Below are 24,580 nucleotides of genomic sequence, written 5' to 3'. Positions count from 1 at the left end.
AGATCCACGCCATGCGTGGATGCTCGGTTTCCGTCAGGCCTTCTTTTTTACCGCCTTCTTGGCAACGCTTTTCTTGGCCACCTTCTTGGTTGCGGCCTTTTTGGCCGGGGCCTTCATGGCGGCGGCCTTCTTCGGCGCGGCTTCCTTCTTCACCGCGGCCTTCTTGGCCACCACCTTCTTGGCGGCCTTCTTGCCGAAGCCCTTGCGCACGGGCTTGCCGGTTTCTTCCATCAGCTGCTGCACTTCGGCCAGGGTCAGCGAGGCCGGCTCACGGTCCTTGGGGATCTTGCCGTTCATCTTGCCGTCGCTCAGGTACGGGCCGAAACGGCCGTTCAGTACCTGGATCTCGCTGCCGTCGAATTCCTTGATGATCCGGTTGCGCGCGATCTCTTCCTTCTCTTCGATCAGGAACACCGCCCGCGCCAGGTCGATGGTGTAGGGATCGTCCTCCTTCTTCAGCGAGGCATAGGTGCTGCCGCGTTTGGCGAACGGCCCGAACCGGCCGATCCCGACGCTGACGTCCTCATCCTTGTCCTGGCCCAGCGCGCGCGGCATCAGGAACAGTTCCAGCGCGTCTTCCAGGGAGATGGTGTGCATCGACTGGCCGGGGCGCAGCGAGGCGAACTTGGGCTTGTCCTCGGCGTCCTCGGCGGTGCTGCCGATCGCCGCGTACGGCCCGAACCGGCCCAGCCGCACGCTGACCGGCTTGCCGGTCTTGGGGTCGGTGCCGAGTTCGCGCGCGCCACTGGCTTCGGCGCGGTCGACCGACTCGTTCTTCTCTTCGACCAGCTTGTGGAACGGTTCCCAGAAGCGGGCCATCAACGGGATCCAGTCTTCTTCGCCACGCGATACCGCATCGAGCTCGTCTTCGAGCTTGGCGGTGAAGTCGTAGTCCACGTACTGGGTGAAATGGCTGGACAGGAACTTGGACACCGCCCGGCCCACGTCGGACGGACGGAAGCTGCGGCCTTCCATTTCCACGTACTTGCGGAACAGCAGGGTCTGGATGATCGAGGCGTAGGTCGACGGACGGCCGATGCCATATTCTTCCAGCGCCTTGACCAGCGCCGCTTCGGTGAAGCGCGGCGGCGGCTGGGTGAAGTGCTGGTCGGTGACGATGCGGTCGAGCGGCACGCGGTCGCCGGGCTTCATCGCCGGCAGCTTGCGGCCTTCGTCGTCGTCCTCGGCGCTCTTGGTGTCCTTGCCCTCTTCGTAGACGGCCAGGAAGCCGGGCACCACCACGGTGGTGCCGCTGGCGCGGAACACGTGTTCGCTGCCGGCCGACAGGTCCACGCTGACCGTGTTGAGCGTGGCCGGGATCATCTGGCAGGCCACCGCACGCTTCCAGATCAGCTCGTACAGCTTGCGCTCGTCATCGGTGAGGAAGCGCGCGACCTGGGCCGGGGTGCGCAACGCCGAGGTCGGGCGCACCGCTTCATGCGCTTCCTGGGCGTTCTTGGACTTGGTCTGGTAGGTGTTGGGCTGGTCGGGCAGCGAGCCGATGCCGTAGTCGCGCGCGATCACGTCGCGGATCTCGGCCAGCGCATCCTGGGACAGGTTGACCGAGTCGGTACGCATGTACGAGATCAGGCCGACGGTGCCTTCTTCCTCGCCGATGGCCATGCCTTCGTACAGCTTCTGCGCCACCTGCATGGCCTTGCGGGTGGTGAAGCCAAGCTTGCGCGAGGCCTCCTGCTGCAGCGTGGAGGTGGTGAACGGCGGTGCCGGGCGGCGCTTGCGCTCCTTGCTGGCCACGTCGGTGACGTGCAGCGCGCCCTGCGCGGCCTGCTGGATGCGCATCCGCGCCGCTTCGGCGGTGTCGCCGTCGGTGACGGTGAACTGCTCGAACTTGTTGCCGTCCAGCTTGATCAGGCGCGCGTTGAACGGCTGCGAAGGATGCGCGCAGGCGGCATCGATGCTCCAGTACTCGCGGGCGATGAAGGCTTCGATCTCCTCCTCGCGCTCGACGATCATGCGCAGTGCCGGGCTCTGCACGCGGCCGGCGGACAGACCGCGCTGCACCTTGCGCCACAGTACCGGGGACAGGTTGAAGCCGACCAGGTAATCCAGCGCGCGGCGCGCCTGCTGGGCATCGACCAGGTCGCCGGCGATCTCGCGCGGGTGGCCCATCGCTTCCTTGATCGCGCGCGGGGTGATTTCGGTGAACACCACCCGCTGCATCGGCTTGTCCTTGACCAGCCCGCGTTCCCTCAGGATCTCGGCGATGTGCCAGCTGATCGCCTCACCCTCGCGATCCGGATCGGTCGCCAGGAAGATGTCGTCGGCGCTTTTGGCCGCCTTGACGATGGCATCGACGTGCTTTTCGTTCTTCTCGATGAGGTCGTAGCGCATCGCGAAGTTGTTGTCCGGATCGACCGCGCCTTCCTTGGGCACCAGGTCACGCACATGCCCATACGAGGCCAGGACGGTGAAGTCCTTGCCGAGGTATTTGTTGATCGTCTTGGCCTTGGCGGGCGATTCGACGATGAGCAGGTGCTTGGGCATGGCATCGATATTCTGTGGGCAGCAGCCCGGGGGAGGGCGCTAGGGTGGAGCAAATGGCCGCATTAGTGAAGGGCAGCGGGCGATATCCATAAGCCGAACGCCCGGGTATGCGCCGGGCGTTCAGCTTTCTTGCATCACAGAGAGATCACGAGCGGGCCGCTTGTGTCAAGCGGCCGGGTGTGAGGACCGCGCCACGACCGTGATGTGGCGCACACCCTGTGCCGGCCGCGTGGCGCCGTTCCCGCCCGATCCGGCTCAGGCCTGCGAGGCGGCCATGATCACGCTGAACACCATCAGGCAGACGTAGCCCACGATCGCCAGGATCGCCAGGCCGATGACCACCAGCGTCACCGTGCCCAGCTCGCGGCGCTGGCGCTCGGGGTATTCGGTGAAGGCCCACTTGTCCACTACCAGCGTGTCCGAGACCAGGTCGTGCAGGGCCTGCTTGCGCATGGTCACGCCGGCCATGATGCCCGAGACCAGGTAGGCGACACCGCAGCTGACCAGGTAGGACAGGAACATGCCGGCCCAGCGGCCGAAGCTGCGCGCGGTGCTCATGCGCTGGCCATCGGTGCGTACCACCTTGATGCCGACCGCGCGCTTGCCCAGCGAGGCCTGGCTGAGCGAGGCTTGGGTCCAGGTGAAATACAGCGCCTGGACGATGATCGGGAAAATGTAGATGCCCACCACCAGGAAGACCATCATGCCGGCCGACGCATCGGGCGAGCCCAGGCCGCCGGCGAAGCTGGCGAAGCCGCCGAACATCAGCACCCCGACCAGGAAGACCACCAGCAGCACGCTGCTCATGATCAGGCCATCGATGCTGGCTGCGGCAAAACGCTTCCAGAACCCGGCATAGACCACTTCATGGCCGTCGACCACGGCCGTTGCGCCGTAGCTGGCGGACGCGGCCGGGGCGGTATACGGCGAATGCAGGCCGCCGCCGGTACCGGGCAACGGCGCGGTGCCATTGTCGATGGCGGTGTAGTCGCCGCGCAGGTCGATGCCGGTGCCGACGTTGTCCGCGGCGGCGGCCAGGGTCTGCAGCTGCAGCTCTTCCACCGCTTCGGACAGCGGCTTCCACTGCGCGTAGCCCTCGCGCCATACCAGCGTGGCCAGGGTGATCTGGGTGCGCTGGAAACGCAGGCGCAGCTCCTCGGCCGTCAACGGTCCCTGGCGTTCTTGGCCATCGGCGTAATACCACTCAGTCATTGCTTTGATCCCCTTTGGGTCTTCCATGGACGTGCGTAAATGATCAGCCGCGGCATTCCAGCGGCAGGTAGGTGTCATCCGGCTCGGCGGTGCATTCCCACTGCTGCTGCTCGCTGTCGTAATCCAGCCACAGCAGCTTGCCGTCCAGCTTGGCTTCGCCCGGCGCGGACAGTTCGGCCTCGATGCCGCAGTGGTGGTTGTCGAAGCGGCCGATGCGGACCGCGGCCAGGCCGTTGCCGGCATAGCTTTCGGCGCTGCCGAAGCCTTCGTCGTCGTTGACCGGGCACTGCCCGTGCGCATCGGCGAAGGCGGCGACCTGGGTCTTGAGCACCGCCAGCGACGCTACCGCGGTACTGGTCTTGGCGCGCAGCGTGTACTGGTTGTAGGCCGGCATGGCGATGGCCGCCAGTACGCCGAGGATGGCCAGCAGCACCACGCCGGCGGCGGCGCCGATGATGGCGGCGATCGCACAGCCGGACAGCCCCTGGCGCGGCGGCACGGCCGCGTGCACCGCAGCAGCCGGGCTGGGCGGGGTGTGGACGGGGATCTGCGGCGGCAGTACCGGTGCCGGGACGGGGTCGGGCGCGGCGGCGGCGACTTCGGCCTCGACGGGGCTGTCGGCGTCGGCTTCCGGGGCGGCAGTGGCCGCTGCCGGCGGGGCGATCACCAGGCCGATCTGGTCGGCCACCTCGCGCAGCGGTTGCCACTGCGCCATGCCGTCACGCCAGACCAGGGTATCGGCCGCGATGCGGCTGGACTGGTACAGCGCGACCAGCTCTTCAGACGCCAGCGGCCCACGCTGCTGGCGGTTTCCTTCTGCATAAAACCACTGGCTCACCGGTCCGCTCCTGAATGCGCAAGGCGCCCAGTGTACGGTCAGTGGAGCGGTTCGGGTTCGTCCACGAACATCTGGGTTTCCATCCAGGCATAGGCCGCCTCGGCGCCGGGCTGGTTGAACAGCACCATCAGCACCACCCACTTGAGGTCGTCCAGGTCCAGTTCGTCCTGGTCCAGGGCCATGGCGCGGTCCAGCACCAGCTCGCGCTGGTTGGCGTCCAGGATGCCGTGCTGTTCCAGGAACATCAGGAACCCACGGCCTTCCACATCAAGCTTGTCCAGCTCCGGGCCATGGAAAATCCGCACCGGGCCATCGACCCGGGCCAGGGTCACCGCCGGGCGCTGCTCTGCCAGGGCGTCGAGCCAGTCGAATGCCTTGTTGATCTCGGTGGGGCTGAATCCGGCCTGGATCAGGCTGTTCTGGAGGGTGTCGCGATCACGGACAAGGTCCGCGTCCTCGCTGAAATAGTGTTCAAACAGGTACAGCAGGACATCCAGAATGCTCTCTTTCATTGCCCCTCGGCCTGCGTCAGCGACGCTGTGGAGGTGAAGAAACTAGGGTTTTCGACAGTAGCGGCCATGCGCGGCAACCACCTTTCCATCCAGTTCCATGACCAGCAGCATGGCCGACAGCCGGGCCGTCGTCAATCCGCTGCGCTGGATCAATGAATCCATACCGGTTGGGTTGTCGTCCAGTGCCTGCCACAAGCACTGGTAGTCCGGGTCGGAACTGGGCGGGGCGCGTCCCGGCGCCGCTCGTGCCTGTTCAGTGGGGGCGCCCAGCCGGGTTCGCAAGGCCTGGCCGAGCACCCGGGCCACCCCTGCCAGCCCGGCGATGACCTCCTCGGGGTGCTCCACCAGCAGGGCCCCGTCGCGGATCAGCCGGTGGCAGCCGTGGGCGCGCGGGTTGCGCACCGAGCCGGGCAGGGCGAACACCTCGCGTCCGGCCTCGGCCGCCAGCCGGGCGGTGATCAGGGCCCCGGAGCGCAGCGCCGCTTCGATCACCACCGTGCCCAGGCCAAGCCCGGCCACGATCCGGTTGCGCGCCGGGAACTGCCCGGGCCGTGGGGCGGTGCCGGGCGGGTACTCGCTGACCAGCGCCCCGCGCGCGGCGATGCGCGCCTGCAGCCCGGCATGGCGGGGGGGATAGGTGAGGTCCAGGCCGGTGGCCACCACCGCCACGGTCAATCCGCCGGGGGTGTCCAGCGCGGCGCGGTGGGCGCGGCCGTCGATGCCGGCCGCCAGCCCGCTGACCACCGACAGCCCGCAACGCGCGAACGCGGCGGCGAAGTCGGCGGCCAGTTCGGCGCCGCTGGGCGAGGGGGTGCGGCTGCCGACCACGGCCACCGCCGGGTGCCAGAGCAGGCTGGGGTCGCCCTGCACGAACAGGCCCAGCGGCGCCGGGTCCAGCGATTGCAGCAGGGCCGGGTAGTCGGCATCGGTACGCGCCAGCAGGTGCTGGCCAGGCCGGGCCTGCCAGTCCAGCCCGCGGCGCAGCGCGGCCGGCTCGGGCCGGGCCAGGCCGGCGCATTGTTCCGGGTTGCAGCCGGCCGCGCGCCAGGCAGCGGGGCCGGCGCGCAGGGCCTGGTCGGCCTGGCCGTGCGCGTCCAGCAGGCGTTGCCGCGGCAGCAGCGGGCCGCCGGCCAGGATCAGGCGCAGCAGGGCTTCCGGATCGTGGGCGGCGGAAGGGGGCATGGGGCTCAGGCTAGGCCTGAAATGCCGACGGCGCCCTGGGGCGCCGTCGGAGTGTTGCGTAGGGATTTGCCGCGTTTATTGTGCGTCGGGGTGCTTGGCCGAATAGCCCACCTGGACCGGCTTGACCCCCTGCATCACCAGCGCATAGCTGACCTTGTCGAAGGTGCGGAACACCATCGCATGGGCGGCGTACTCGTCGGGCATGGCGATCCGGCCGGCACCGTCGGTGAGCGAATCGTCCATCCGCGACGAACCGGGGTACTTCATCTTGTTGGCCACGAAGCGGCCCTGGCGCCACAGCGACACCACCGTGCCGTTGTCCACCCCGTCGGCGCTGCCGGCGGAAATGGCGATCACATCGCGCGGGCCGCCGGCCAGGAACATGTCGGTCACCGCCAGCACGCGGATGTCCAGGCTTTCGGTCTGGGCGGCCGGCACGTGCGGGAAGAACTGCAGGTCGTAGGGGGTGGCCTCGACCGGGACCAGGCGGTCGCCGACGCGGACTTCACGGCCGCCGACCTGGGTTTCCAGGGCGATCGAGGTCACATCCACGCCGCCGGAGGCGACCTTGGTCACCGTGCCGATGTTGACCTGGGCCAGCTCGTAGCCCAGCGTCTGGTTGCGCTTGCTGGGCGCAATGAAGTTCTTCCACAGGTTGCCGCTGCCCGGGGTGACATCGCCGTTGGCGGTCAGGTCCTCGGTCGGCTTGGGCAGGGCATAGCGCACGGTCGGGCGGACCACGGCGTAGCGTTGGCCTACTTCGGCCCCGTCCAGCCCGCGCACATAGGCGGTCTGGCCGCTGGTGGCGCGCAGCCGGTTGTCTTCCAGGCCGGCCACGAACGGCAGCGACTTGACCTCGTCGACCACGCTGAGCTGCTTCAGGAACGGTTCCACCTGATCCAGCGGGATGCCGTTGATCGGGGCGTCCTGGCGCGGGCCGGGCTGGGCCACGACGCGGTCCAGGTAGGCCAGGCTGAGTACGTCGCCGGGGTAGATGAGATGCGGGTTCTTGACCTGCGGGTTGGCCTGCCAGATCTCCGGCCACAGCCAAGGCTTTTTCAGGAAGCGCGCGGAAATGTCCCACAAGGTATCGCCCTTGCGGACGACGTAGGTTTCCGGGTGCCCGCCATTCACTTCAACGGCGGTAGCATAGGTGGCAACGGTCAGCATCGCCACGGCGACGACCGTACGTGTACGTTCAAACATAGATGTAGTGCCTGATTCCCCAACAGGTGTCCGCACTATAGTCCAGAAACCGGGGCGCGGGGCAAGCGTTGGCGATAGAATTGCCACATGCGCCGCATTGACCGGCGCCCCCTACCGGTATTTGCCATGGCTATCCTGCCCATTCTCGAGTTTCCCGATCCGCGCCTGCGCACCAAGGCCGCGTTGGTCGACGCCGCCGACGTGACCACTGCGGCCTTCCAGGAACTGATCGACAACATGTTCCACACCATGTACGACGCCCCCGGCATCGGCCTGGCCGCCAGCCAGGTGGACGTGCACAAGCGGTTCATGGTGATCGACGTCAGTGAAGAAAAGGACACCCCGCGGGTGTTCATCAACCCGGAAATCACCGCCCACGACGGCGGCCAGGTCTACCAGGAAGGCTGCCTGTCGGTGCCGGGCATCTTTGCCGACGTCACCCGCGCCAACCAGATCACCGTGCGCTACCTGGACCGCCAGGGCGTGGCCCAGGAGCTGACCACCGACGGCGTGCTGGCGGTCTGCATCCAGCATGAGATGGACCACCTGGACGGCAAGCTGTTCATCGATTACCTGTCCCCGCTCAAGCGCGAGATGGTGCGCAAGAAGCTGGCCAAGGCGCGCAAGCACGTTGCCTGAGATGGTCACCAGCACGGCCGCGCGGGCTGACCGCGCGCCGCAACGGGTTGTTCGGCGCCGGCCAACGGCGCCGTTTTTCTTTCTGCAAGTGGGGTCGCCATGAAGATTGTGTTTGCCGGTACGCCGGAGTTCGCCGTAGCCAGCCTGCGCGCTGCCGCCCGCCACCACGAAGTGGTGGCGGTCTACACCCAGCCTGACCGTCCGGCCGGGCGCGGCCGTGGCCTGGCGCCCTCGCCGGTGAAGCTGGAGGCGATCGCGCGCGGCATTCCGGTGTTCCAGCCCGAATCGCTGAAGACCCCCGAAGCCCAGCAGCAGCTGCGCGACCTGCAGCCGGACCTGATGGTGGTGGTGGCCTATGGCCTGATCCTGCCCAAGGCGGTGCTGGCGATCCCGACCCACGGTTGCTGGAACGTGCATGCCTCCTTGCTGCCGCGCTGGCGCGGCGCCGCGCCGATCCAGCGCGCGATCCAGGCCGGCGACAGCGACACCGGGGTGTGCCTGATGCAGATGGAGGCCGGCCTGGACACCGGCCCGGTGCTGCTCCAGCAGCAACTGGCGATCGGTGCCAACGAGACCGGCGGCCAGCTGCACGACCGCCTGGCCGCGCTCGGCGCGCAGGTGCTGTCCGACGGCCTGGGCCTGCTGCGGGCGGGGATCAAGCCGATCGCCCAGCCGCAGCCCGAGGCCGGGGTGACCTATGCCCACAAGCTGGACAAGGCCGAGGCGCGGCTGGACTGGGCGCAGGATGCCCAGGCCCTGGAGCGCACCGTGCGTGCGTTCAACCCGTGGCCGATCGCCGAGGCCCAGCTGGCCGGCGAGCGGGTGCGCATCCATGGTGCGGTGGCGCTGGCCGACAACCAGGGCCGTGCCCCCGGCACGCTGCTGGTCGCCGGCCGCGACGGCATCGACATCGCCTGCGGGCAGGGCGCGCTGCGCGTGCGCGTGCTGCAGCGCGAGGGCGGCAAGGCGATCACCGCGGCCGATTACCTCAATGCCCGCCGCGACCTGGCCGTGGGCGCCTGAGATGAGCAACCCGCCCCCTGCAACGCCGGCCAGGCCGGCCGCCCATCTCGCCCCCGGCGTGCCCACCCGCGTGCTCGCCGCCAAGGTGCTGGCCCAGGTGATCGGCCGCGGCCGTTCGCTCAAGGCCGAACTGACCCACGCCTTGCCGCAGCTCGATGACAGCCGCGACCGCGCCCTGCTGGAAGCCCTGTGCTTTGCCGTGCTGCGCCGGCGCAGTGCCTACGACGCGGCCCTGGCGCAATGGATGCCGCGCCCGCTGGGCGTGCGTGAAGACGAACTGCGCGCGCTGCTGCAGGTCGGTTTCGCCCAGCTCGATGCGCTGCAGCTGCCGGCCCACGCCGCGCTGTCGGCCACCGTGGATGCGGCGCGGGCGATGGGCCGCGAGCGCCAGGCCGGCATGGTCAACGCACTGCTGCGGCGTGCCCAGCGCGAAGGCATTCCGCGCGCGCCGGCGCGCGACGCCTTCCCCGACTGGATGGCCGCCAGGATCGACCAGGATTGGCCGGAACAGGCCGAGGCGATCTTCGCCGCCAGCTTGGTGCCCGCGCCGCTGTGGCTGCGGGTCAACCGCCAGCAGGGCACGCGTGAGGCCATGCTGGCGCAGCTGGAAGCGGCCGGCATCGCCGCCGAGGCCGCCGCGCTGGGCAGCGACGCGATCTGCCTGCAGGTACCGGTGGCGGTGTCGGCGTTGCCCGGCTTCGCCGCCGGTGCCCTGTCGGTGCAGGACCTGTCGGCGCAGCAGGTGGCCGATGCGCTGGCCCCGCGCCCGGGCGCGCGGGTGCTCGATGCCTGTGCCGCGCCGGGCGGCAAGGCCGCGCACCTGCTCGAACGCGACCCGACCCTGCAACTGCTGGCGCTGGACATCGACCCGCGCCGGCTCAAGCGCATCAGCGAGACGTTCGCGCGTACCGGCGTGGGCGCCGGCGCGCAGGTGCGGGCCGCCGATGCCGCCGACCCGGACAGCTGGTGGGACGGGCAGCCGTTCGACAGCATCCTGCTCGATGCCCCATGTTCGGCCACCGGCATCATCCGCCGCCAGCCCGACGTGCTGCTGCACCGCCGCCCGGCCGATATCGAGGCGCTGGTCGCGCTGCAGGCGCGGCTGCTGGATGCCTGCTTCAGGATGCTCGCCCCCGGCGGCACCCTGCTGTATGCGACATGCTCGATCCTGCGCGAAGAGAACCAGTTCCAGGTGGAGGACTTCCTGCAACGGACCCCGCGCGCCGGCTTCCTGCCGCTGGACGACGCGTTCGGCCACGACTCCTGGGCCGGGCGCCAGCGCCTGCCGGGGGAAGACGGCGCCGACGGATTCTTCTACGCTCGTCTGCTGAAAAAAGGCTGAGCCACCACCGCCCGACATGCGTCCCATGCTCAACACCCGTGCGTCACGAGAGTTCTGGTTGCTTGCCTTGATGGCCCTGCTGGTACTGGGTACCGGCCTGGGCCTGCGCGATCCCTGGCCCTCGGACGAGCCGCGTTTTGCCCTGGTCGCCAAGCAGATGGTGGACAGCGGGGACTGGCTGTTCCCGCACCGCGGCACCGAGCTGTATTCGGACAAGCCGCCGATGCTGATGTGGTGGCAGGCCAGCCTGTACAGCGTGTTCGGCAACTGGCGGGTGGCGTTCCTGCTGCCGTCGCTGCTGGCCGCGCTGGGCACCCTGGCCTGCGTGTACGACCTGGGCCGCCGGCTGTGGACGCGCCGGGTCGGGGTATACGCGGCCTGGGCCTTGCTGTTTGCGGTGCACTTCAGCTTCCAGGCCAAGAAGGCGCAGATCGACCCGCTGGTGGTGTTGTTCATCACTCTGGCCAACTACGGCCTGCTGCGCCACCTGCTGTGCGGGCCGGCGTGGCGCTGGTGGTGGCTGGGCTGGTTCGCCGCCGGGCTGGGGGTGATCACCAAGGGCGTGGGGGTGATCGCGCTGCTGATGATCGCGCCGGCCGCGCTGGCGTCGCTGCTGGGCTGGCCGCGGGTGCGCCTGCACGTGCGCGACTGGCGCTTCTGGCTGGGACCGCTGGCGTTCGTGCTGGCCACCCTGCTGTGGTTGCTGCCGATGGCCTGGACCGCACTGTCCAGCGGTTCGACCGAATACCGCGCCTACCTGGACGACATCCTGTTCCGGCAGACCGCCAAACGCTACGCGCAGTCCTGGGACCACCACCAGCCGTGGTGGTACTTCCTGGCGACCATGCCGTCGATGTGGGTGCCGGCGATCCTGGCCTTGCCGTGGGCGATCCCGGCCTGGTGGCGGCGCCTGCGCCGGCGCGATCCGCGCTACCTGCTGCTGCTGGGCTGGTGGCTGCTGATCGTGCTGTTCTTCTCGATCCCGCACGGCAAGCGCGATGTCTACATCCTGCCGGCATTGCCGATGTTCTGCCTGGCCCTGGCGCCGCTGTTGCCGGGCCTGCTGCGCCGGCGCGATGTGCAGTGGCTGCTGGGCGCCTTCACCGCCCTGCTGGCGCTGGCGTTGCTGGTGGCCGGGATCGGCATGCTGGCCGGCGACCCGGGTTTCGAGCGCCGGCTGATGGGCCAGCGCGGCGTGGGCACCCACGTGACCGCCGCGCTGGGCTGGGCCGGCATCGCGATGGGCAGTTGGGGGGTGATCGGCCTGCTGGCCTGCGGCCGACGCCGGTTCCACCTGGCCGCTGCCTCCATCCTGGCCGGGGTCTGGGTCACCTACGGGCTGATCGGCTATCCGCTGCTGAACGATTCCAGTTCGGCGCGCGGCCTGATGCAGCAGGTGGGCCAGCGGATCGGGCCGGATGCCGAACTGGGGCTGGTGGCCTGGAAGGAGCAGAACCTGCTGATGGCCGACCGCCCGGCGGCCACCTTCGGCTTCAAGCGCCGCTGGTACCGGCAGTTGCACGATGCCCGCCTGTGGCAGGCGCAGCAGCCGCAGCGCCGTTGGCTGCTGGTGCAGGAGGACGCGGTGCTGGGCTGTATCGACCGCAACGCGGCCGAGCGGGTCGGGGTGGCCAACCGCCGCAGCTGGTGGCTGGTGCCGGCGCCGGCGTTCGGGGGCGCGTGCCGTCCCAGCGCTGCCGAACTGGCGCGGATCGCACGCGAACAGGGCCAGGACGAGGACGAGCAATGAGCGCGGCCTCATGGATCATTACAGGTCGATCAGCGACAATGCCGACCGCCTGCCTGACACCGGGCCGGCCCCGGCATCGCGCCGGTGCGCGCTTCCTGCCGCCCCCCGGCGCAGTGCTGTGCCGGTGATCCCTTCTTCCCGTTGCCCCGCCGCGCCGCCCAGAACGTGACCATGCCTCTTTCCCGCCCTGCCGCCGCCAACCCCGTATTGGCGTGGGCGTTCACGATCGCGCTGGGGCTGTCGCCGGTGCTGTTGATGTCCACCATGGATGGCGGCAGCGCGGGCTATTACCTGTTGATCCTGCTCAGCTTCGTCGTGCTGGCGGTGGTCCGTGCCCCGGCGCCGGGCCATGCCTGGTGCGCCAGCCGCCGCGAGTATGTGTGGCTGGGGCTGGGCATGGCGGTGATGCTGGTGGGGGTATTGGCCAGCCAGCTGTTCCATGGCCTGTGGAAGGGCTCGGAAGTGGAAAAGGCGGTGCGCTTCCTCACCGTGGTGCTGGTGCTGGCGGCGGCGCTGCGGATGCCGCGCGCGACGCTGGCGCATGCGCTGTTCGGCCTGCTGCTGGGTATCTGGTATGCGGTGCTCAACATCGCCTGGCTGGTGCTGAGCACCGGTGGCCGCCCGGCCACGCGCCAGTTCAACGCGGTGACCTACGGCGACCTGACCCTGTTGTTCTCGATGCTGGCATTCCTGCTGCTGGGCTACCGCATCACCCGTTTCCGCCGCACCGAATTCGCGCTCAAGCTGATCACCGGCATTGCCGGGGTCGGCGGCTTCCTGGCCACCCAGACCCGCGGCGGGCTGCTGGCCATTCCCTTCTTCATCTTCATCGCGCTGCTGGTGCAGGGCCGGCGCCTGAACCGCTACAAGGCACTGGCCGCGGCGCTGCTGCTGGGCGTGCTGGGCCTGATCGTGGCCGGCGACGGCACCATGCGCGAGCGCATCCAGCTGGGCGTGAACGAGTTCGACCAATGCCAGGTCACCCACCTGGCCGATACCTCGGTGTGCATCCGCCTGCAGCTGTGGAGCGCGGCCGGGCACATGATCCAGAGCGAGCCGGTGTTCGGCATCGGCGGCGGCGAGCGCTTCCGCCAGGAGCTGCGCAACCTGGCCGAGGCCAAGCTGGTCTCGCCGATGGTCGCGCGCGATTTTGGCGAGACCCACAACGACCTGCTGTACTTCCTGGCCACCTATGGCGTGCTGGGTGGGCTGGGCCTGGTGCTGATGTACCTCTCGCCGGCCTGGGTACTGCTGCGGCGCCTGCGCCTGGACGATGGCCCGGCGCGGCTGTTTGCCGGGGCAGGCTTGATGATCTGCGTCGGCTTCATGGTGTTCGGCTTCACCGAGATGATGTTCCGCGACATGCGCACCGCCTCGTTCTACGCCACCTGGGTGGCGCTGTTCCTGGCCTTGTCCGACCCGGCACGGCTGCGCCGGCCGGCGGCGGCGGGCTGACCTGCGCGCTCAGCGGCGCGGCTGCAGCGCGGCGCGGTAGCTGGCCTCGGTCTGGCGGCTGAAGTCGTCCAGGCCGAACGCACGCAACGCACGCTGGCGCGCGGCCTGGCCCACCGCCGGCAGCTGCTGGCGCTGCTCGTACAACGCAGCTACCTGGGCGGCGATCGCGCCCACGTTGCGCACCGGCACGATCCAGCCGTCCAGCCCGTGCTCGATGTTCTCCGGCAGCCCGGCGTAGTCGCTGACCATCACCGGCTTGCCCATCGCCATCATTTCGCGGCAGGCGAAGGAGATCGTTTCCACGTCGTAGGACAGCACGAAACCGGCATCGCCGCCGGCCACGAACGGCCGGATGTCGTCGACCAGCCCGGCAAAATGCACCTGGGCGGCCAGGCCGAGCGCGGCCACGCGCTCGCGCAGGCCCCGGTCCGGTTCACGCCCGGCGATGGCCACGTGGATATGCGCGCGCAGGGCCGGCGGCAGGGTGGCCAGGGCCTCGACCAGGTCGATCCAGCCCTTGTGCGCGTCGGTGCCGGCATTGCTGACCAGCACTAGCGCGTCGGGATCGCTGGTCCAGCGTGCGCGCAGCGCCTGACCGGCACCGGGTGCCGGCGGGGCGAACTTCTGCAGGTCCACGCCGTTGCGGATCACATCGATCGGGCAGCGCCGGTAGGGGCTGTCCAGCAGCATCTGGCGGGTGTGCGCGGACACGGCGATCACCCGGTCGGTGCCCCAGCGCGCGCGCAGGGCATTGCCCACGGTGTTGCTGGGCTTGCTGTTGTGCTTGGTGAACACCAGTTTGGGGCGGCGGCGCAGCCCGGCCACCGCCTCCATCACCACCCGGTGGTCGCGCGCGCCGTTGGCATGCACGATATCGATGCCCTGCTCCACGACCAGCGCGCGCAGCCGGCGCATGTCGGCCCATTGCCGGCCCAGGGTGGGCAGGCCGCTGCTGAAGGCGATCGGCAGCGCGGTGGCGAGGGCCTCCTCGCCCACCACGCGGATCACCCGGCTATCGGCCGGCGCGGCCATGAACAGCTGGTGGCGCCCGGACAGCGCGCGGGTCAGCGAGACCAGGTAGGTGGTGTGGCCACCGCCATCGCCGGAATGGAAGTTGGTATAGAGGATCTTCATGCGGGCCTTCGGTAAAACGCCCGTGAAGTCTGCCACAGCGATGTTCAGGCGGCGTCGCTGCGCCGCGGCGGGTCGCTGACCGGCTGCCCGTTCTGCAGCATCCACAGCATGATGGTCTTCTGCCGCACGTAGTTGGCCCGCACATAGGCATACACCAGCCCGTGCCAGCCATCGCGGAAGCCGCCGCGCAGCAGCAGGCCGCGCCAGAACCGCCAGCTGGGGGCCAGCACCAGCTTGGCCAGGGTGGCGCGCTTGCCGCGCGCGAATTCGTGCTCGGCCATCATCCGCGCATAGCGCTGGGTCTTGAGCAGCTGCTGCTCCAGCGAGCGGTACGGGTAGTGGATCAGGTCGCCGTGCAGGGTACCCACCGCACCATCGACGCTGGCCGCCTCGTGGATCTCGCGCTTGCCGCGCCAGCCGCCGTGGCGGCGGTCGAACAGGCGCAGCACCCGGTCCGGGTAGGCGTTGCCATGGCGCAGGAACTTGCCGAAGTAGTCCGACAGCCGCGCGAAGCGGTAGCCGTGGTGGCCGGCAAACCCATCGGCCTGGGCGGCCAGGATCGCCGCGCGCAGGTCGTCGCTGATGCGTTCGTCGGCATCCAGGCACAGCACCCAGTCGTGCGTGGCCTGCTCGACGCAGAACGCCTTCTGGCTGCGGAAGCCATCGAAGTGGCGCTGCAGCACCCGTGCCCCGGCGGCGGTCGCGATCGCCACGGTGGCGTCGGTGGAATGGGAGTCCACCACGATGATCTCGTCGCAGAAGGCCAGCGAGGCCAGGCAGTCGCCGATGCGGTCGGCTTCATTGAACGCGATAATGCAGGCCGAGATGCGAGGCCGTTCAGTGGGAGCGGTCGTGGAGGACATGATGGCCGAGTACCTGCTGTTTGCGACGGAGCGTTATGCGCTGCCCATTCTCGCCCCACTGGCCCAGGCGTTGCACGCGTCCGGTCAATCGGTGTCGGCCTGGTTCGCCGACGGCGCGGCCGGATCCAGCCTGCCGGGGGTGCCCAACGTGGACCTCAGGCAAGCCCTGGCGCTGCGGCCGCGGGCGGTGTTCAGCGCCGCCAACTGGGTGCCGCCGTTCATCGCCGGGGCCAAGGTGCAGGTCTTCCACGGCTTCAACGTGCAGAAACGCGACAGTGCGCGTGGCCATTTCCGCGTGCGCGGGCTGTTCGACCTGTACTGCACCCAGGGCCCGGCCACGACCGCGCCGTTCCGTGAGCTGGCTGCGCGCGAGGGCCACTTCGCCGTGGCCGAAACCGGCTGGCCGAAGCTGGACCCGCTGTTCCGCGACGACGGCGGGGCCAGCGCGGCGCTGCGTGCACCGGCCGCCGGGCGCCCGGTGATCCTGTTCGGGTCCACCTTCACCGAGCGCCTGAGCGCGGCCCCGCACCTGCATGCGCAGATCGCCGCCGACATCGCCGGTGGCGAACGTTACTGGCTGCTGACCCTGCATCCCAAGTGCGCGCCGGAACTGTTCGACCGCTACCGCGCGCTGGCCGGGCCGAACGCGGCCTTCGTCGAGCCCGAGCAGGTGATGGCCGCCCAGCGTGCGGCCGATGTGCTGGTGTCGGATACCTCGTCGATCGTGTCCGAGTTCGTGGTGCAGCACAAACCGGTGGTGACCTTCCGCAACCGCGTGCCGCAGCCGCACATGATCGATTTCGACGATGCGGACGCGCTGCCGACGATGCTGGCCCGCGCGCTGGACCCCGAACCGGCGTTGATCGCCGAAATCCAGCGCTATGCCGATGCCATCCATCCTTACCGCGACGGGTATTCCAGCGAGCGGGTGATCGCGGCCACCGAGGATTTCCTGGCCGGCGAGCTGGGTACGCTCAAGCGCAAGCCGTTCGGGGCGTGGACGCGCGGGCTGCAGATCCGCCGTGAGCTGGGGTACTGGGGGCCGGCGAAGCGATGACGGTGTACCGACCCGCGGGATGACGGTGTACCGACCAACGGTCGGTACCTACCAGTGCAGGCGCCGCTGCGCCAGCGCGTGGCCCAGCTGCGCATGCACCGCGCGGGCCTCGGCTTCGGGCAGATAGCGCAGGCACAGGGCGATGCTGCCGGTGGCGCCGGCGGTGTCCAGCCAGACGCTGGCCGTGCCCAGCCAGCGGTCCAGCGGCGAGCGGCTCAGGCGCAGGCTCTGCAGCTTGTCCAGTTCGGCAAAACGCCACCAGCGCTGCCACCAGCCGCCGCGCACCGCCACGTACTGATCGTCCAGGTAATAGCCCATGCGCGCCATCTGCCGGTGCGCGCGCAAGGCCGACCACGGCAGCCACAGCAGCACCAGTGCGCCCCAGGCATGCCCGTTCCATACCGCCGCGGCGGCCACCAGCGGCAGCCACAGCAGCGCGCCCAGGCACAGCCGCCACCAGCCGCGCTGCTGCACCGGCTGCCAGCGCGGCGGTGGCCACTGCAGCTGCGGCAACAGGTGCTGCACCAGCGCATCGCAGGCCTGCGGGGTAGCCAGCGGGGCCAGCTCGCGCAGGTCGCGGCGCTGGTTTTCCACGGCCACCCCGGCGGCGATGTCGATGCGCAACTGGCGCCGCCCGGCCCACCGGTGCAGGGCGCTTTCGCGCAGCGTCCAGGCCTGGATGCGGCGCCGTGCCACGCTGCTGCGCAGGCGGGTCAGCAGGCCGCTGACCACGGTCAGCCGGCGCTCGTGTTCGCTCAGCTGGAAGCCGTGATAGCGCAGCAGCGCCAACGCCACCGACAGCACCCGCAGCAGCAGCCAGAAACCGATCACCGCCAACGCCGCCAGCAGCGCCCATACCCAGGCGGCGGTATGCAGGTGGCTGGCATAGCCGAACGCCTGGCGGCCACCGTTTTCGATCGCCTCGGACACCGCGCCGCGCGGGAAGAACTGGAACATCGCACCCAGCGCGGCCACCACTGCTACCCAGCCGCGGTTGGACAGCAGGCCGATGCGCACCACATCCGCGGTGCGCAGCCGCAGCAGCACCTCATCGTCGGGCGGCGCCGCCGCTTCGCTGGCCTGCGCCGGCGCGGCCAGCGCCTGCCCGCGCTGGCGTACCAGCTGCTCCAGCGCCAGGGCCTGGGACAGTTTGAGTACGCGCATTTCCGCCTCGGGCCGGTGCCCGCCGGCCGATTCCAGGCGCAGTTCGGCCACGCCGAACAGGCGATGCAGCGGGTTCTGGTGCACCACCACGTTGTGGATGCGCGCGAACGGGATCTCGCGCCGGTTGCGCGATACCACGCCGCTGCGCAGGCTGATGCCGTCGCGGCCGATCCGGTAGTGGTAGGTCAGGTACTGCAGGATCGAGACCGCCACCAGCACCGCGATCACGATCACCGCCGCCAGGTAGCTCCACATTTCATCGCGGTCGCCGCGGTTGCCGAACACCACCAGCGCCACCAGCGGCAACAGGAACTGGCGCAGCTGCATCAGCAGCACGAACAGCCACGACCAGGGGTGCAGCCGCTGGTCCGGCGCGGCATCGTCCGGCGTTGCGCTGCTCACAGGGCGTCGTCGTCCTGGTCCAACTGGTGGGCCAGGGTGTCGCGCAGATGCTCGGCATCGGTGCTGTCCAGCCCGCCCAGGGTCACCGCGCTGAAGCGGCTGCCGGCGGTATGCACCACCAGCGTGGCCAGCCGCGCGCCGCGTTCGATCGGGCCGCGGCGCAGGTCCAGGTGTTGCACGCGCGAGATCGGCACATGGGTTTCCAGTTGCCACATCAGGTCGCGGCGCACGCCCAGGCCTTGCCCATCCAGCCGCCAGAACGTGCGGCGCTGGCGGCGGAAGCCGAAGCCGGCGCCAACCAGCGCACCGACCACCAGCATCGCCGCCGCGCCCAGCCAGCGCATCGGCAGCTCCAGCATGACCCAGCCGGCGCCCAGCGCCCCGCCGATCACGATCGCGCCGCTGATCGCGCCGGCCGCCGCGGCAATGGTGGCCGCGCGCAGCGGCAACGGCTGCCAGTCGGCGGCCGCGCCCGGCAGCGGTGGCGGGGAGGGCATCGGCAGGGCGTCGGCAAGGTCGGGCAAGTCAGGGCGCTCGGCGGGAGGAAACAGGCCGGGCGCCATGCTGCAGCGTGGAACGCCCGTGGCGCAGACGGTAGCAGGTTGCCGCGCGCTATTGCGCGGCCTGGATCAGCGCGTCCACATCGAGCAGGTGGCCGGCGCGCTCGGCCTTGGTGCGCAGGTAATGTTCGTTCTCGGCGGTGATGTCGCCGGTGACCGGAATGCAGTCGACCACCTCGATGCCGGCATTGCGCAGGCGCTGGGCCTTGGTCGGGTTGTTGCTGAGCAGCTGCACCCGGCTCACGCCCAGGCCCTGCAGCATCGCCACCGCGCTGCCGTAGCGGCGCTCATCGGCACCGAAACCCAGCTGCGCGTCGGCGTCGATCGTGTCCAGGCCATCGTGCTGGTAGCCATAGGCGCGCATCTTGGCGGCAATGCCGGTGCCACGGCCTTCCTGGTCCAGGTACAGCAGCACGCCGCCGCCCAGTTCGGTGAGCTTGCGCAGGCCGCGCCGCAGCTGGTCGCCGCAGTCGCACTTGAGCGACCCGAACAGGTCGCCGGTCAGGCATGAGGAATGCACCCGCACCGGGACCACCGCCGACAGGTCCGGGTTGCCGACGATGATCGCGACCTGGTCGCGCTGGGCCACCCCGCCGCGGAACACCGCAAATTCGGTCATGCCCACTTCGCGCAGCGGCACCGGCGAGCGCGCCACCAGTTCGTAGGCATGGGCGGCCTGCTCAGCGCCCTGCCGCAGGTCGCACAGCGAGACCTGGGCGCAATCGTCGAAACGGCGGTCCCCGGCGTCCAGCAGCACCCCGACCATGGCCGGCAGCAGCAGCCCGAGCCGGGCGATTTCCACCGCGCCATCATCCAGGGCCTGGCCGGCGCTCCAGCCCGGCGGCATGGTTTCAGGGTCGCGCAGGTAGCTCAGCGAGGGCAGGGCGTCGAAATCCACCCCGGCCAGCGGCACCCGGGCGCCGTGGTCGGCACTGACCCCCAGCACCCGCGCGCGGGTGGCGGTGAGGAACAGGTAGTGGCGCCCCCCCGCGGCCGCGGCGAAGGCGCCGAAGCTGCTGCGGGTGCTGCTGTCCAGCGCGATGAAGGCCAGCCGCTGGCCGCTGCCATCGTCGATCACCACCGGCCGCCCGGCGCGCAGTTCGCCCACCGCGCGTTCGCAGCGGATCGCGGCCGGGTCGCCGAACAGGGAGGAAGCGGGATCAGACATGGCAGGGGCCGTGGGGGGACATCATGGTGTTCACAGTGGGGGCCGGAACCGACAGATTCAATCGAGCGCCGGGATCCAATCGTCGCACCCGCTCTAGTGCGGGTGTTCGGCGGTGGCGTAGGGGTCGACCTCGCCGCTTTCCGGCGGGCGCAGCGTGTACCGCTTGTAGGTCCACTGGTACTGCGCCGGGTCGCGGCGGGCGATGCGCTCGATGCCGGCATTGAGGGCGCTGGCGGCGGTGCGCGGGTCCGGGTCGGCCACGCCGGACGGGGCCGGTTCGATGTGCAGGGCGAACTGCATGTCCGGCCCGATCCGTTCGCACCAGCCATACAGCACGGTCGCCCCGGTGCGCTCGGCCAGCCGGTTGACCAGGGTCATGGTCAGTGCCTCCACGCCGAAGAACGGCGCGAACACCCCGTCGCCGGCCTTGGGCTGCTGGTCGGGCAGGATGCCGGTGGCGCCGCCGTCCTTGAGCACCTTGAACAGCTGGCGCACCGCCGGCCCTTCGGCACGCACCTGGCGCACGTTGTCGCCGCCACGCACCAGCTGCAGGAAGGCATCGCCCACCGCTTCGTCGGGGGCCTTGTAGACGATGGCGATCTGCCCGCGCGAGGCCAGCCACTGGTTGAGCAGCTCCCAGTTGCCATAGTGCGGGGCGGCCACGATCACGCCCTTGCCGGCAGCCAGCGCCGCGTCGTACAGCGCCTCGCCGTGGCGCTGGACCAGGCAGTCCAGGTTGCGCTGCCGCGGCTGGGTCCACAGGCGCAGGGTCTCCACCGCCTGCAGCGCGGTGGAGCGCAGCACGTCGCGGTGCAGGGCCGCGCGCTGCGACGCGCCCAGGTCGGGGTAGGCCAGCTCCAGGTTGCGCCGGGTCACCCGGCTCTCACGGGCGTTGAGACGAATCCACAGCCAGGCCAGCACGGCGGCAAAGCCGCGCAGCCAGGACCAGGGCAGGCGGGTGAACAGGGCGGCGGCGCGGTAGGCCAGGCGGGCGGTGGTATGCGGTTTCATCACGGTGAAGTCTAGCCGCTGGCGGCCCTGCCCGGCGCCGGCCGGGCGCGGTAAGGTAGCCGGCCCCCACCCTTGGAAGCCCCGCCGATGCTCGTGTTGATCCAGCGTGTCACCCAGGCCAGCGTCGCCGTGGACGGTGCCGTGGTCGGCCGGATCGGCCCGGGATTGCTCGCCCTGGTCGGCATGGAGCCGGGCGATGGTGCCGCGCAGATCGCCCGCATGGCCGACCGGCTGCTGGGCTACCGTGTGTTTGCCGATGCTGGCGGCAAAGATGAACCTGTCGCTGGCCGACACCGGCGGCGGGCTGCTGCTGGTCAGCCAGTTCACCCTGGCCGCCGACACCGCCAGCGGCATGCGCCCGGGCTTCAGCACCGCCGCAGCGCCGCCGGAGGCTGAACGCGGATTCAACCAACTGGTGGAGATCTGCCGGCAAAAACACGCCGCAGGGGTGGAAACCGGCCGGTTTGGCGCCCATATGATGGTCAGCCTGGTCAACGATGGTCCAGTGACCTTCCTGCTCAGACCCTGACCGCCGGGACCACCGCCCGGGCCGGCGGGGCGCCGGGCTGGTATAATGCTAGGTTCTATTCCTCTCCCTGCCGGTGGCGCGAGCACTACATGGCCAACGAACGTCCTGCCCAGCAAAACGACATCAAGCTTCTGATCAGCAAGGGCCTGGAACAGGGCTACCTGACCTACGCCGAAGTCAATGACCACCTGCCCGACGACATTGTCGACCCGGAGCAGATTGAAGACATCATCGGCATGATCAACGGCATGGGCATTGATGTCCATGAAGTGGCGCCCGATGCCGAAACCCTGTTGCTCAACGATGGCAACACCGGCAACCGCGAGGTCGATGACACCGCGGCCGAAGAAGCTGCCGCCGCGCTGAGCGCGCTGGATACCGAAGGTGGCCGCACCACCGACCCGGTGCGCATGTACATGCGCGAAATGGGTACCGTGGAGCTGCTGACCCGCGAAGGCGAAATCGCCATCGCCAAGCGCATCGAAGAAGGCCTGGGCCAGGTCCAGGCCGCGCTCGGCACCTTCCCGGTGTCGGTGGAGTCGCTGCTGGCCGACTATGACGCGCACAAGGAAGGCAAGAAGCGCCTGGCCGAAGTGATCGTCGGCTTCAACGACCTGGTCGAGGAAGTGCCGGCCCCGGTCGTCGCTGAAGACACCAGCGACGATGCCGAGGACGACGCCGACGACGAAGAAGACGGCGACGACGTCGAGGAAGAAGCCGGCCCGACCGGTCCGGACCCGGAAGAAGTCGCGCGCCGCATGCAGGCCCTGAGCGACGCGTACACCGCGTTCAAGAAGGCTGCCGCCAAGGGCGACCGCAAGCCGCTGGGCAAGCTGCGCGACGACATGGCCGCGGTGTTTGTGACCCTGAAGCTGCCGTTGCCGCTGACCGATGTGCTGGTCAAGCAGCTGCGCGACGTCATGTCCGACATCAAGTCCCACGAACGCCGCGTGCTGAACCTGGCCACCGTGACCGCGCGCATGCCGCGCAAGGACTTCATCCGTTCCTGGGAAGGCAACCAGACCAACCTGGAATGGGTGGAAGACGCCCTCAAGCGCAAGCAGAAGTGGTCTTCGGCCCTGCGTGACGTCAAGGACCAGATCATCGCCGAACAGCAGGCCACGATCGACATCGAAAAGGCCACCTGGCTGGAACTGGACGAGCTGAAGGAAATCAGCCGTGCCATGGCCTATGGCGAAGCGCGCGCGCGCAAGGCCAAGAAGGAAATGGTCGAGGCCAACCTGCGCCTGGTGATCTCCATCGCCAAGAAGTACACCAACCGCGGCCTGCAGTTCCTCGACCTGATCCAGGAAGGCAACATCGGCCTGATGAAGGCGGTGGACAAGTTCGAATACCGTCGTGGTTACAAGTTCTCCACGTATGCGACCTGGTGGATCCGCCAGGCCATCACCCGTTCGATCGCCGACCAGGCGCGCACCATCCGTATCCCGGTGCACATGATCGAAACGATCAACAAGTTGAACCGCATTTCCCGCCAGATGCTCCAGCAGTACGGCCGCGAGGCCACGCCGGAGGAGCTGGCCAAGGAAATGGACATGCCCGAAGACAAGATCCGCAAGGTGATGAAGATCGCCAAGGAGCCGATCTCGATGGAAACCCCGATCGGCGACGACGAGGATTCCCATCTGGGCGATTTCATCGAGGACACCAACGTGGAGTCCCCGATCGAGAACACCACCAACATCAACCTGTCTGAAACCGTGCGCGACGTGTTGGCCGGCCTCACCCCGAGGGAAGCCAAGGTGCTGCGCATGCGTTTCGGCATCGACATGAACACCGACCACACCCTCGAGGAAGTGGGCAAGCAGTTCGACGTCACCCGCGAGCGCATCCGCCAGATCGAAGCCAAGGCGCTGCGCAAGCTGCGTCACCCGAGCCGGTCCGAGCAGCTGCGCAGCTTCCTGGACATCGATTGATCCCAGGCTGCCCGCGTTGAAGCAACCACAGACCCCGCGCAAGCGGGGTTTGTTTTGTGCGCGACACGCACGTCGGGGTGATGTAGTGCGGTAGGATGCGCGTCGCTTTTTACCACGGGTCAATGGAATGCCGAACAAAACGCTGCTCCTGCTGCTTGCACTGTCTCCCCTCACCGCACTGGCCGACACGCCGCAGCAACCGCCGTGCAACCGGGACGACTTCTTCAGCACCCAGTTCGACTACACCGTCGGCCGTGTCGTGGACACGGGCCAGGTGCTGCTGCTGGGCGAAGGCCCGGGATGCCTCGACGACGAGCGCGCCGGCTGCGCCAGTGGCGATGAGATCGAACCAGGCACCAGCCTGGCGATCGGCAACCGCTGGAACGAGCACTACTGCGTGCAATCGCTGGAGCCGGGCAACGAAGTGGCCGGCTGGGCGCCGGCACAGCGCGTGATGAAAACCGGCCAGAGCGCCGAAAACGAGTTCAGCGACTGGATCGCGCACTGGGAAGGCAGCGGCGGGCGTGCCATCGACATCGTGCTCAAGGGCGGCATGCTCGAGCTGAGCGTGCCCGGCGCCGCGGGCGCGGCGGCCTCGACGCGCATCGGCAGCGCAACGCCGGAAGAAATCAGCGGCGAACTCCTGCTCGAGCAGGGCGATTGCCAGACGCGGGTATCGCTGCAGGGCATGCACCTGGTGGTGGCCGACAACGGTCACTGCCCGGCATCGGCCGCCGCGCTGCGCGGGGTCTACCGCAACCGCGCGCCGATGGAGCGGTTGATGCAGTTGATGGAGCGGTGAGGGCCGGCCCGGCGGTAATGGCCACCGGCAGCGCTTGGCCGGCCCGGCACTGCTGCGCGCAGCGCCCCTGCGGGAACTGGCGGCCGGGAACGCTCGGAGGGCGCAGACGATGGGCCAGCTTGGGGTGACGGCGCCGGTGCAGTGGCAAGCGTCCCTGTGCCTCCACTACACTTGGCAACCGCAAGGGCCTATAGCTCAATGGTTAGAGCAGAGGACTCATAATCCTTTGGTTGAAGGTTCGAATCCTTCTGGGCCCACCAAACAAATCAGGCACTTAGGGTGTCCCCCG

Annotated in this window: 20 protein-coding genes, 1 tRNA gene and 1 pseudogene; 10 read left to right on the top strand and 12 right to left on the bottom strand. The window is 69.2% G+C overall.

Annotation, left to right across the window (positions count from 1 at the left end; all coding sequences use genetic code 11):
* Positions 1 to 33: 33 nt before the first annotated feature.
* The 6 genes from AC3ITM_RS17040 to AC3ITM_RS17015 all read right to left on the bottom strand — a co-directional run bounded on the left by AC3ITM_RS17040 (position 34) and on the right by AC3ITM_RS17015 (position 7,455).
* Complete coding sequence (locus AC3ITM_RS17040; RefSeq protein ID WP_489266714.1) at positions 34 to 2,505, bottom strand: DNA topoisomerase I; 2,472 nt, start codon at positions 2,503 to 2,505, stop codon at positions 34 to 36.
* Positions 2,506 to 2,760: 255 nt separating this feature from the next.
* Positions 2,761 to 3,717 (bottom strand): RDD family protein, encoded by a 957-nt coding sequence (locus tag AC3ITM_RS17035; RefSeq protein ID WP_489266712.1) that lies wholly within the window; start codon positions 3,715 to 3,717, stop codon positions 2,761 to 2,763.
* 43 nt (positions 3,718 to 3,760) lie between these two features.
* Positions 3,761 to 4,555: a GYF domain-containing protein gene (locus tag AC3ITM_RS17030; RefSeq protein ID WP_489266710.1), complete on the bottom strand. Its 795-nt coding sequence runs from the start codon at positions 4,553 to 4,555 to the stop codon at positions 3,761 to 3,763.
* Positions 4,556 to 4,593: 38 nt separating this feature from the next.
* Positions 4,594 to 5,067 carry a DUF494 family protein gene (locus tag AC3ITM_RS17025; RefSeq protein ID WP_228886001.1) on the bottom strand — a complete coding sequence of 158 codons (474 nt, stop codon included), beginning with the start codon at positions 5,065 to 5,067 and terminating at the stop codon, positions 4,594 to 4,596.
* A 42-nt stretch (positions 5,068 to 5,109) separates the two neighbouring features.
* Entirely contained in the window at positions 5,110 to 6,249 is a 1,140-nt protein-coding gene (gene dprA, locus AC3ITM_RS17020) for a DNA-processing protein DprA (RefSeq protein WP_489266708.1), read from the bottom strand.
* Between the two features lie 75 nt (positions 6,250 to 6,324).
* Entirely contained in the window at positions 6,325 to 7,455 is a 1,131-nt protein-coding gene (locus tag AC3ITM_RS17015; RefSeq protein ID WP_489266706.1) for a LysM peptidoglycan-binding domain-containing protein, read from the bottom strand.
* A 126-nt stretch (positions 7,456 to 7,581) separates the two neighbouring features.
* Here AC3ITM_RS17015 and def point away from each other — a divergent pair, with 126 nt between their 5' ends.
* The 5 genes from def (at position 7,582) to AC3ITM_RS16990 (ending at position 13,664) form a co-directional block, all read left to right on the top strand.
* Positions 7,582 to 8,094 (top strand): peptide deformylase, encoded by a 513-nt coding sequence (def, locus tag AC3ITM_RS17010; RefSeq protein ID WP_489266704.1) that lies wholly within the window; start codon positions 7,582 to 7,584, stop codon positions 8,092 to 8,094.
* A gap of 99 nt (positions 8,095 to 8,193) precedes the next feature.
* A complete protein-coding gene (fmt, locus tag AC3ITM_RS17005; protein ID WP_489266703.1) occupies positions 8,194 to 9,117 on the top strand; it encodes a methionyl-tRNA formyltransferase in 924 nt (307 codons plus the stop codon).
* Position 9,118: 1 nt separating this feature from the next.
* On the top strand, positions 9,119 to 10,459 hold the full coding sequence (gene rsmB / locus AC3ITM_RS17000) for a 16S rRNA (cytosine(967)-C(5))-methyltransferase RsmB (RefSeq protein WP_489266701.1): 1,341 nt from the start codon (positions 9,119 to 9,121) through the stop codon (positions 10,457 to 10,459).
* A 25-nt stretch (positions 10,460 to 10,484) separates the two neighbouring features.
* Positions 10,485 to 12,209 carry an ArnT family glycosyltransferase gene (locus AC3ITM_RS16995; protein WP_489266699.1) on the top strand — a complete coding sequence of 575 codons (1,725 nt, stop codon included), beginning with the start codon at positions 10,485 to 10,487 and terminating at the stop codon, positions 12,207 to 12,209.
* A 171-nt stretch (positions 12,210 to 12,380) separates the two neighbouring features.
* The gene (locus AC3ITM_RS16990; protein WP_489266698.1) at positions 12,381 to 13,664 is read left to right on the top strand and encodes an O-antigen ligase family protein; all 1,284 of its coding nucleotides are present in this window, start codon (positions 12,381 to 12,383) and stop codon (positions 13,662 to 13,664) included.
* A gap of 9 nt (positions 13,665 to 13,673) precedes the next feature.
* Here AC3ITM_RS16990 and AC3ITM_RS16985 read toward each other — a convergent pair whose 3' ends face one another.
* Positions 13,674 to 14,798, bottom strand: coding sequence for a glycosyltransferase (locus tag AC3ITM_RS16985; protein WP_489266696.1), 1,125 nt, complete (start codon positions 14,796 to 14,798; stop codon positions 13,674 to 13,676).
* Between the two features lie 44 nt (positions 14,799 to 14,842).
* Positions 14,843 to 15,661 carry a glycosyltransferase family 2 protein gene (locus AC3ITM_RS16980; RefSeq protein ID WP_489266695.1) on the bottom strand — a complete coding sequence of 273 codons (819 nt, stop codon included), beginning with the start codon at positions 15,659 to 15,661 and terminating at the stop codon, positions 14,843 to 14,845.
* Here AC3ITM_RS16980 and AC3ITM_RS16975 point away from each other — a divergent pair.
* The gene (locus AC3ITM_RS16975; protein ID WP_489270129.1) at positions 15,660 to 16,718 is read left to right on the top strand and encodes a CDP-glycerol glycerophosphotransferase family protein; all 1,059 of its coding nucleotides are present in this window, start codon (positions 15,660 to 15,662) and stop codon (positions 16,716 to 16,718) included. The two genes, AC3ITM_RS16980 and AC3ITM_RS16975, sit on opposite strands and share 2 nt — an antisense overlap.
* 48 nt (positions 16,719 to 16,766) lie before the next feature.
* Here the strand turns inward: AC3ITM_RS16975 and AC3ITM_RS16970 are convergent, their stop codons facing one another.
* The 4 genes from AC3ITM_RS16970 to AC3ITM_RS16955 form a co-directional block, all read right to left on the bottom strand.
* Positions 16,767 to 18,284: a PH domain-containing protein gene (locus tag AC3ITM_RS16970; protein WP_489266693.1), complete on the bottom strand. Its 1,518-nt coding sequence runs from the start codon at positions 18,282 to 18,284 to the stop codon at positions 16,767 to 16,769.
* Positions 18,281 to 18,847, bottom strand: a complete 567-nt coding sequence (locus tag AC3ITM_RS16965) for a PH domain-containing protein (protein WP_429000376.1) — start codon at positions 18,845 to 18,847, stop codon at positions 18,281 to 18,283. Before AC3ITM_RS16965 ends, AC3ITM_RS16970 begins: the two co-directional genes overlap by 4 nt.
* A 49-nt stretch (positions 18,848 to 18,896) precedes the next feature.
* Positions 18,897 to 20,012: a GTP cyclohydrolase II RibA gene (gene ribA, locus AC3ITM_RS16960; RefSeq protein WP_228886012.1), complete on the bottom strand. Its 1,116-nt coding sequence runs from the start codon at positions 20,010 to 20,012 to the stop codon at positions 18,897 to 18,899.
* A gap of 93 nt (positions 20,013 to 20,105) precedes the next feature.
* Positions 20,106 to 21,023 carry a lauroyl acyltransferase gene (locus tag AC3ITM_RS16955; RefSeq protein ID WP_489266691.1) on the bottom strand — a complete coding sequence of 306 codons (918 nt, stop codon included), beginning with the start codon at positions 21,021 to 21,023 and terminating at the stop codon, positions 20,106 to 20,108.
* A gap of 87 nt (positions 21,024 to 21,110) precedes the next feature.
* Here AC3ITM_RS16955 and dtd point away from each other — a divergent pair.
* The 4 genes and pseudogenes from dtd to AC3ITM_RS16935 all read left to right on the top strand — a co-directional run bounded on the left by dtd (position 21,111) and on the right by AC3ITM_RS16935 (position 24,551).
* A pseudogene (gene dtd / locus AC3ITM_RS16950) lies at positions 21,111 to 21,552 on the top strand (D-aminoacyl-tRNA deacylase).
* Between the two features lie 89 nt (positions 21,553 to 21,641).
* A complete protein-coding gene (gene rpoD, locus AC3ITM_RS16945) occupies positions 21,642 to 23,489 on the top strand; it encodes an RNA polymerase sigma factor RpoD (protein ID WP_228886015.1) in 1,848 nt (615 codons plus the stop codon).
* 127 nt (positions 23,490 to 23,616) lie between these two features.
* The gene (locus tag AC3ITM_RS16940; RefSeq protein WP_489266689.1) at positions 23,617 to 24,291 is read left to right on the top strand and encodes a hypothetical protein; all 675 of its coding nucleotides are present in this window, start codon (positions 23,617 to 23,619) and stop codon (positions 24,289 to 24,291) included.
* Positions 24,292 to 24,475: 184 nt separating this feature from the next.
* Positions 24,476 to 24,551: transfer RNA gene (locus AC3ITM_RS16935), tRNA-Ile, on the top strand.
* Positions 24,552 to 24,580: the final 29 nt, after the last annotated feature.

The sequence above is a fragment of the Stenotrophomonas sp. KH_029 genome (genome assembly GCF_057839765.1).
The sequence above is the reverse complement of the archived record's forward strand: the minus strand, read 5'-3'. Positions and strand labels throughout refer to the sequence as shown.